Origin of the sequence: Bacillus sp. SIMBA_008 (assembly GCF_046535495.1) — a bacterium.
Lineage (GTDB): Bacteria > Bacillota > Bacilli > Bacillales > Bacillaceae > Bacillus > Bacillus subtilis.
This window is the reverse complement of record NZ_JAWRWL010000274.1, coordinates 1-289: the sequence shown is the minus strand read 5'-3', so window position 1 is coordinate 289 and position 289 is coordinate 1. Positions and strand designations below refer to the sequence as shown.

General features: G+C 49.5%; 1 pseudogene. It reads left to right on the top strand.

Annotated features, from left to right (window positions below):
* Positions 1-289 (top strand): annotated as a pseudogene (locus SB658_RS23175) (glycoside hydrolase family 32 protein); the annotation flags it as partial.

The following is a 289-nucleotide window of genomic DNA, read 5'->3' as shown; positions in this document are numbered from 1 at the left end:
CAAGCGCAAACGGCAAACCCGCAGGCAAACCGAATACGTACGCGTATTGGACCGGAAACTTTGACGGGAAGGAATTTACCGCCGATCAAGAAGAACCGCAATGGCTTGATTACGGCTTTGACTGGTACGGCGGCGTCACATTTGAAGACGGTAATAGCGAAGATCCGCTGACAAAACGCTATGCGCTGGCATGGATGAACAATTGGGATTATCCGAATGAAACACCGACACTAAAAAACGGCTTTAACGGCACGGATTCTATCGTCCGTGAAATCCGTCTTCAGCAACA